The sequence below is a fragment of the Streptomyces sp. NPDC037301 genome, assembly GCF_055602785.1.
In genome coordinates, this window is record NZ_JBVJWD010000049.1 from 45,080 (window position 1) to 52,491 (window position 7,412).

A 7,412-nucleotide genomic window follows, 5' to 3' on the forward strand; every position below is an offset into this window, starting at 1 on the left:
CGGCGGCAGCTCTCAGCGGGCGGCGAGGTCTTGGGCTGTTCGGATGATGTGGGTGCGTGAGATGCCTGCGATGTCGAGAAGTTCGGAGGGGGTTCCGGAGCCCGGCAGGTTGCGCACGGCGAGGTGGACGACTGCGGGGGCCAGTCGCTGTGCGGCGAGTGCGGACAGTACGGCCTCGCCCATACCGCCTTCGGGGTGGTGGTCCTCGACGACGACCAGTGCGCCTGTTTCCTGGGCTGCACGGGCGAGCATGTCGAGGTCCAGGGGCTTGACGGAGTACAGGTCGACAACCCGGACGGGGATGTTCTCGGCGGCGAGCTGGTCGGCGGCGGCGAGGCATTCGTGGAGGGTGACGCCGGCGCCGATGAGGGTGACCTTGTCCCTGTCGCTCGCGCGCAGGGTCTTGGACCCGCCTACGGGGAAGGTTTCGTCGGGGGCGTAGAGGACGGGGTAGGCGCCCCGGGTGGTGCGAAGGTAGGAGATGCCGTCCAGGTAGGCCATTGCAGCGGTCAGAGCGGCAGCGGATGTGGCGTCGCTGGGGTAGAGAACGGTGGAGCCATGGACGGCGCGCATCATGGCGATGTCTTCCAGGCCCATCTGGGAGGGGCCGTCCGCGCCGATCTCGACACCGCAGTGGGTCCCGCACAGGCTCATGGAGATCCGGGAGACGGCCGCCATGCGGATGAAGTCATGGGCACGGGTGAGGAAGGCGGCGAAGGTGGTGGCATAGGGGCGGTAGCCGCGTACGGCCATACCGACCGCGCCGGCGATCATCTGCTGCTCGGCGATGTACATCTGGAAGTACCGCTCGGGGTGTGCCTTGCCGAAATCCTCCGCGTGGGTGGAGTTGCCCACCTCGGCGTCCAGGGCCACGATGTCGGGCCGGGCGCCGATCGCGGCGAGCGCCTTGCCGAAGGCGACGCGGGTGGCGACGGTTTCGCCGACCTCGAAGTGCGGCAGCGTCACCTCCACGGGAGCGGCCGAGGGACCGGGGGTGGTGGCGGGCGGCTGGGGGCCGCGGACGGTGAGGTGGCGTACGCCGCCCAGTTCGGTGATGGCGCGTGCGGCAAGCTCGTCGGGCAGCGCCTTGCCGTGCCAGCCCTCGGCGTCCGCGACCTCGAAGACGCCCTGACCCTTGACGGTCTTGGCGACGATGACGGTGGGGGCCTGCCCGTCGTCCGCGGCGGCCAGGGCCTGTTCGACGGCCACGAGGTCATGGCCGTCGACGACCAGGGCGCGGCATCCGAAGGCTTCGGCGCGGCGGGCGTAGGCGCCGGTGTCCCAGCCCAGCTCCGTGGGGCCGCGCTGGCCGAGGCGGTTGACGTCGATGATCGCGACGAAGTTGGCCAAGCGGTGGCGGCCCGCCTTGTCCAGGGCTTCCCACACCGACCCTTCGGCCATTTCGCTGTCGCCGCACAGCACCCACACACGGTACGGCTGGTGTTCCAGGTCCCGTCCGGCGAGCGCGATACCGACGCCGTAGGCGATGCCCTGGCCCAGGGAGCCGGTGGCCGCATCCACCCAGGGCAGGACCGGAGTGGGGTGGCCCTGCAGTCGGGCGCCGTTGCGGCGGTAGGTGGTCATCAGTTCCTCTTCGTCGATCGCACCGGCGGCGAGGAACATCGCGTACAGCAGGGGGGAGGCGTGCCCCTTGGAGAAGATCAGGTGGTCGTTGGCCGGGTTCTTCGGGTTCTGCCAGTCGTAGCGCAGTTGGCGTGTCATGAGGACGGCCATCAGATCCGCGGCGGACAGGCTGGAGGTGGGGTGGCCGGAGCCGACGGCGGTGCTGGCGCGAACGGAGTCCACGCGCAGCTGCTGAGCCAGCTCGAAGACCTGGTCCAGGCCGCTGTCGGGCCCGAGGGAGACAGTGGGGGTGTTCTCGACCGACATCGCGGCTTCCTCTCGTGTCCTGCGTTCTGATCCGGTCGTCGACGGCTGCCGGCTCGCGGGCCGCGCGCAGAGGCTGCGTGGGGCGCCTGTGCCCTTGCCGACCGTATGTCCGTGGTGCGGTGACCGCGATCTGAACGCGCGCCGCTCAGAGGGTGCGGTCCAGGAGCGCCGTCAGTGCTTTCCAGTGGCGTTCGTCCGCCGTGCTGTCGTAGGCGGCGGTGTCCGCCTGGGTGAAACCGTGGTGTGCCCCGGTGTAGACCTCGCTGCGGTGGCGCACGCCCGCCGCGGTGAGGGCCTCGTCGAGGCGGTTGATCTGCTCGGGGGGCAGCGAGGCGTCCTGGTCGGCGTGTCCGAAGTACAGCTCCGCGGTGATCCGGTCGGCGACAAGGTGCGGGCTGTCGGCAGCGTCGGTGGCCAGGCGCCCGCCGTGGAAGCCGGCCACGGCGGCGACCCGCTCCGGGTAGGTACCGGCGGTACGCAGGGCGAGGCCGGCGCCCATGCAGTAACCCGTGATACCGACCGGCCCGTCAGTGGCCAGGGGGCAGTCTGTCAGCCAGGCCAGGTAGGCGCCCGCGTCGCGCATCGCCAGATCGGGTGTCAGTGACTGCATGATCGGGCCGAGACGCTCGAAGATCTCCGGGCGTCGGGCCGGGTCGATGAAGTCGGGCAGCTCGGCCACCGGCGCTCGCCCATGGCGGTAGAAGACGTTGGGGGCCAGGACGGTGTAGCCGGCTTCGGCGAGACGATCGGCCATCTTCTTCAGGTGAGGACGGAGTCCGAAGGCGTCCATGTAGAGCAGGATCCCGGGGTGGGGACTTCCGTCGTCGGGATGGGTCAGATAGGCGTCGGCGGTGCCGTCCTGTGTGGGGATGTCCACGGTTGTTCCGCGCGCGGCGGTCATGGGCGGTTCTCGTCTCTCGTCCGGTTGCCCCTCTGCGCTCGGAACATGAGGGACGAAGGGGTGCGGTTGCAGTCAGCGATCGTAAGCGGTCAGTGACTGCTCGGCCAGTCGCCCGGTCGGGTCGACGGGGAAACCCTGCAGAAGGCTTCAGCGCAGCCGCCGAGTGACCGACCGTGGCGACGTCTCGGAGCCGTTCTCGGCTCAGGAACGATGCAGCATGGGGCGCCAGCGCCCGGGCACCGTGTCGCCGTACTCGATGCCGGTGGCGCCGATGAGGGTGGCCAGGTCGTCGAGTTGCCCGGTGACCGCCCGGCGCAGCACCGCCGTCGGCTTGATGTCGGGCTCCAGGTACAGGCCCTCGATCAGCAGGACTCCTCGACTCCGGTCGAAACGAGGAGCGGCCCGGCCGACCAGGCGGTCGCCGTGCAGGATCGGCAACAGGTAGTAGCCGTACTGCCGTTTGGCCTTCGGTATGTACATCTCGTTGCGGAAGGCGAAGCCCCACAGCCGTTCGGTGAGACGCCGGTCGTTGATCAGGTTGTCGAACGGCGACAGCAACGCAGTGCGCCCCTGCCAGTGGCCCGCGCGGATCGTCTCCAGTTCGCCCAGTGCATCGGCATGCACGTACCACGTCTCGGACGGGGGACCTCCACCGCCGACCCGCACCGGCACAACGCGGCCCTGTTCCGTCAAGGTGCGGAGCACGCCTGCCAGACCGGTGTACTTCCCGCGAAGGAAATACTGTTTGATGTCCAGCGGACGGGCGACCCCGAGGGCGCGCAGGGTGTGCTCCGTGGCCATGGACACCATCTCGGCCGGTGACACCGCCGGCCGGTCGGCGTCGGCCGGCAGGCAGGCGTCGGGAAGCCCCCAGAGCCGCTGCCCCGCAGCGCGGCCGGCCACCATGATCTCGCCCTGGAGCCAGAGGAATGTCAGCATCCGCTCGACATTGCGGCCGGCTGTCCATCCGGTCGAGGCCCAGTCGACCACCGCGCAGTCCTCGAACGCATCGGTGGGCAGGGGAGCGCCTTCGCCGAGTCGATGCAGCACGTGCTTGCGAAGCCGGTCGTTGGCGGCCATCCACGTCGCGGTGTACGACAGGTTCGGCGGAGGATACGCGTCCATCGAAACCCGGTGTATCGGGTAGTCCTCGGTGAGTACCACGGCCGCGGCGTGCGCCCAGTACTCGAACAGCCATCGGTCCTGCCACCACAGGCCGGAGAAGAGAGAGCCGGCCCGTGGTCCGAGGCGGCTCCACAGGACCAGCTCATGGCTCGGCGCCACGACGTTGACGGGGTCCAGTTGCACATAGCGCAGTGCCCGGAGAACGCTGCGCAGACTCGTCGCGTCCGCGGACAGTCGGGGGCCGGCCAGGTGCTGCCGCGAGAGGGCCAGACGGCGTGCATCCACCTGACTGATCGTCAGGTACCGCTGGGACGTGGGCATCGTGGGGCTCCTTGCTCCGTCACCCGAGCCCGTGGGCGAGCCGTCGGACGGCCCACCCTACGGTGGCCGGCCAGTCGGTGCACCCATGGGGCGACAGCGATCCCGATCATCTCGGTATCGAGATGGGCGCGCTACAGGTGGTGTCCCCCGGGGTGCCGGACTTTCGACTCGGTATCGTCGTCCGACATCCTCGGTGAACCGACAGAACCGGCACAGACGGCAGGTGCGGTTTCCGTTAGGGAGCCATGACGGTGAAGGATTCGAAAGGCCGATGACGGACAACTCCGACATGATCGACTTCGTTCGGGCGCGTCTTGCCGAGGAAGAACAGATCGCGCAAGCGGCAGGCGGCGACAGCTGGCGGTGCCCGGCCGACGTGCCCGGCGAAGTGCACGACCGGTCCGGCGCCATCGCGTTCAGCGTGCGGCATCTCGGCTTCGACCAGCACATCGCTTTCCAGGACCCTGCGCATACACGTCGCCGCATCGAGACGAGCAGAGTTCTTCTCAATGAGTATGCGGAGGTCGCCGACAAGGACACCGACCGCCCCGACCACGACTTCCCGTCCGGCCGCGCCGTCGGGCTCGGTTTCGCCGTCCGGCAGATGGCCGCAGAGCATGCCGGCCACCCCGACTACCGGGCCAAGTGGCTGCCGCGTTTCATCCAGTAGTGCCAGGCCACTGCCGTGGGGCGCTGAGCGACGCAGTTCTCGAATCGCCTGGCGGCGGCGACCGCCCGTTGACGGGCAGGAACAGCCGGCACTCACCGGGAAATCCGAAGCGCTGGTCCCTTGCCCGGAGCCGGCCTGCGATTGTACGAGCTGCGGTTCGGCAAGGACGCCTTCCGGCCTGGCTGTTCAGCGGGGCCGAGGGCTCGGGAGGCCACCCTGCGCGCCGTGAACGCATACGAGACCAGACGGCGCAGACGAGTGCCGTCGGGCCGGTCGGAGCATGTCGCTGATCACCGACTCGCGTTCCGTCACGGGCAGCTGAAGCGGCAGCCGGGGATCCGAGGAATCGCGGACGTCACTGCTCAACCGGGGGTCTGCCAGGGCCGCGAGACCGTCGTCGTACCGCGTGACCAGCCATGCCTTCAGACCGCCGGCGATCACGGCACGGCGCACCGGACCTTCCTCGCGCAGCTGCCGGAAGAGCGGGAAGGGGGCCGCGACGAAGGCCGGGGCGGCGTAAGACCGGCTCATGATGCCCCCATGGATACATTTCGCCCCTTTAGTGCGAACTAATTCAGAACTGATGGTATATGTCAGCATGTCGCTGATCCGGGGATTCACCGAAGGGAGCGGTTGCCATGGAGCGGACCACATGCTGCGTGGTGGGCGGTGGCCCCGCCGGAATGGTGCTCGGGCTGTTGCTGGCGCGGGCCGGGGTGGCGGTCACGGTCCTGGAGAAGCACGGCGACTTCCTGCGCGACTTCCGCGGTGACACTGTGCATCCGTCCACCCTGGCGCTGCTGGAGGACCTCGGGCTGGCCGGGCGGTTCGGCCGATTGCCGCAGCGGCGGGTGACGTCGGTACAGCTGCCGCTCGGCCCGGACCGTTCGCTGGTCACCGTCGGAGACATCGGTGCGCTACGGAGCAAGTACAACTACATCGCGATGGTGCCCCAGTGGGATCTGCTCAACCTCCTCGTGGACGAGGCCGGGCGGGAGCCGTCCTTCTCCGTGCGAATGAACACCGAGGCGACCTCCTTCCTGATGGAGCACATGGGGGTCCCCCCCGGTCGAGCGGAGCCGAGGGCTCGGGGGAGGGTCACGGGGGTGCGGTACCGCACGTCGGACGGCCGTACCGGTGAGCTGCGGGCCACCCTCACCGTGGCCTGCGACGGCCGGGGTTCGCTGGCCAGGTCGTTGCCCGAACTGGGACTGCGGACGTTCGCCTGCCCGATGGACGCCTGGTGGTTCCGGCTGCCGCGGCGGGAGGGCGACCCGCACGGGCTCGTGGGAGGCGCCGGCGACCGGTTCCTCACCGCCATGATCGACCGCGGGGACTACTGGCAGTGCGCCGCGCTGATCCCCAAGGGAACCAACACCCAGCGCCGCGCCGCCGGCCTCGACCGGTTCATGGGCGAATTCACGGCCGCCGTCCCCTGGCTCGCGGACCGGATGCACACGGTCGGGTCGTGGGACGACGTGAAGCTGCTCGATGTACGGCTCGACCGCCTACGGCGCTGGCACCGCCCGGGACTGCTGTGCATCGGCGACGCGGCACACGCGATGTCACCGGTCTTCGGCATCGGCATCAACCTCGCCGTCGAGGACGCGGTGGCCGCCGCCCGGTATCTCGTCGAACCGCTGCTCGGGGGCGCGGTCGGCCTGCGGACCGTACGCCGCGTCCAGCGCCGCCGCTGGCCCACTACCGCCGCGACACAGGCCCTTCAGCGCTTCGCCCACACGAACGTCATCGAACCGGTCCTTTCGGGCCGCCCGGCGTTCGGCGACCCGAAGCGCGCCCAGCGGCTGAGCCGGCTCATCACGACCTCACGGTGGCTGAACCGCCTGCCGGCGTACTTCCTCGGCTACGGCGCCCTGCGCGAGCGGCCGCCGGCCGCATCGGTGCGCTGAGCCCGCCTGCCGTGCTCCACCTGGAGGCCGGTCGCTGCGCCCACGACCCCAGCACACGGCGCACCATGTCTGCGAGGGGACCACGCAGATCCTGCGCGAGCGCTTCGACCGTATGGAACACCTGCTCACAGGTCCCGGGAGGAAGCCGCAGGAATGGCCGGGCGCTCGCGACGGCCTCAGCCCGCCTTGCCGCTCACGCTTCCTCTCCGGGCCCCGCTGCATCAGCCGGCCACCGGAAGCTGTGCATCGTCCCGCAGCAGAAGTGGAATGCGGTCGACGCAGGCGAGTCCGGCCGGATCGTGGGGCGCGACGGCGTCCGCCCGAACACCGGAAGTCGTCGTCCGCCACAGGCGACCACAGGACCCCGATGACCGGCTACTACGGACCGTCATCGAAGTCGAGGCCTGCCGCCCGCAGACGCCGCGCCCCACCGCAGGGCCACCTGCAATGGCCGTTACCGGTTGACACGCCGAAGGACCGGCATGGGCAGCGGTGCTGCCGCCTGTGCCGGTCCTGGCTTGCGGTGCGGGTGCTGAGTCTGTGGCTCAGTAGGCGGAGTTGACGTTGTCGATCGACCCGTAGCGGTGGGCGGCGT

General features: G+C 69.8%; 5 protein-coding genes and 1 pseudogene. 2 read left to right on the plus strand and 4 right to left on the minus strand.

What is annotated here, in order from left to right; all coding sequences use genetic code 11:
- Positions 1 to 12: 12 nt before the first annotated feature.
- The 3 genes from ACZ7IB_RS40335 to ACZ7IB_RS40345 all read right to left on the minus strand — a co-directional run bounded on the left by ACZ7IB_RS40335 (position 13) and on the right by ACZ7IB_RS40345 (position 4,237).
- Positions 13 to 1,890 carry a transketolase gene (locus tag ACZ7IB_RS40335; RefSeq protein WP_470919619.1) on the minus strand — a complete coding sequence of 626 codons (1,878 nt, stop codon included), beginning with the start codon at positions 1,888 to 1,890 and terminating at the stop codon, positions 13 to 15.
- Positions 1,891 to 2,035: 145 nt separating this feature from the next.
- Positions 2,036 to 2,791 carry a dienelactone hydrolase family protein gene (locus ACZ7IB_RS40340; protein WP_470919621.1) on the minus strand — a complete coding sequence of 252 codons (756 nt, stop codon included), beginning with the start codon at positions 2,789 to 2,791 and terminating at the stop codon, positions 2,036 to 2,038.
- Between the two features lie 201 nt (positions 2,792 to 2,992).
- A complete protein-coding gene (locus ACZ7IB_RS40345; RefSeq protein WP_470919622.1) occupies positions 2,993 to 4,237 on the minus strand; it encodes a DNA glycosylase AlkZ-like family protein in 1,245 nt (414 codons plus the stop codon).
- 271 nt (positions 4,238 to 4,508) lie between these two features.
- On the opposite strand from ACZ7IB_RS40345, the gene ACZ7IB_RS40350 reads away from it, so the two are divergent.
- A complete protein-coding gene (locus ACZ7IB_RS40350) occupies positions 4,509 to 4,907 on the plus strand; it encodes a DUF6221 family protein (protein ID WP_114243212.1) in 399 nt (132 codons plus the stop codon).
- A 209-nt stretch (positions 4,908 to 5,116) separates the two neighbouring features.
- Here ACZ7IB_RS40350 and ACZ7IB_RS40355 read toward each other — a convergent pair.
- Positions 5,117 to 5,438 (minus strand): annotated as a pseudogene (locus tag ACZ7IB_RS40355) (cytochrome P450); the annotation flags it as partial.
- Between the two features lie 107 nt (positions 5,439 to 5,545).
- Between ACZ7IB_RS40355 and ACZ7IB_RS40360 the strand changes: the two are divergent.
- Positions 5,546 to 6,817, plus strand: coding sequence for an FAD-dependent oxidoreductase (locus ACZ7IB_RS40360; protein WP_470919623.1), 1,272 nt, complete (start codon positions 5,546 to 5,548; stop codon positions 6,815 to 6,817).
- The last annotated feature ends 595 nt before the right edge of the window (positions 6,818 to 7,412 follow it).

Bases quoted from the DNA above. Each gene is read 5' to 3' on its own strand.
- ACZ7IB_RS40345 (WP_470919622.1), bottom strand. From the start codon at position 4,237: ATGCCCACGTCCCAGCGGTACCTGACGATCAGTCAGGTGGATGCACGC.
- ACZ7IB_RS40335 (WP_470919619.1), bottom strand. From the start codon at position 1,890: ATGTCGGTCGAGAACACCCCCACTGTCTCCCTCGGGCCCGACAGCGGC.
- ACZ7IB_RS40360 (WP_470919623.1), top strand. From the start codon at position 5,546: ATGGAGCGGACCACATGCTGCGTGGTGGGCGGTGGCCCCGCCGGAATG.
- ACZ7IB_RS40340 (WP_470919621.1), bottom strand. From the start codon at position 2,791: ATGACCGCCGCGCGCGGAACAACCGTGGACATCCCCACACAGGACGGC.
- ACZ7IB_RS40350 (WP_114243212.1), top strand. From the start codon at position 4,509: ATGACGGACAACTCCGACATGATCGACTTCGTTCGGGCGCGTCTTGCC.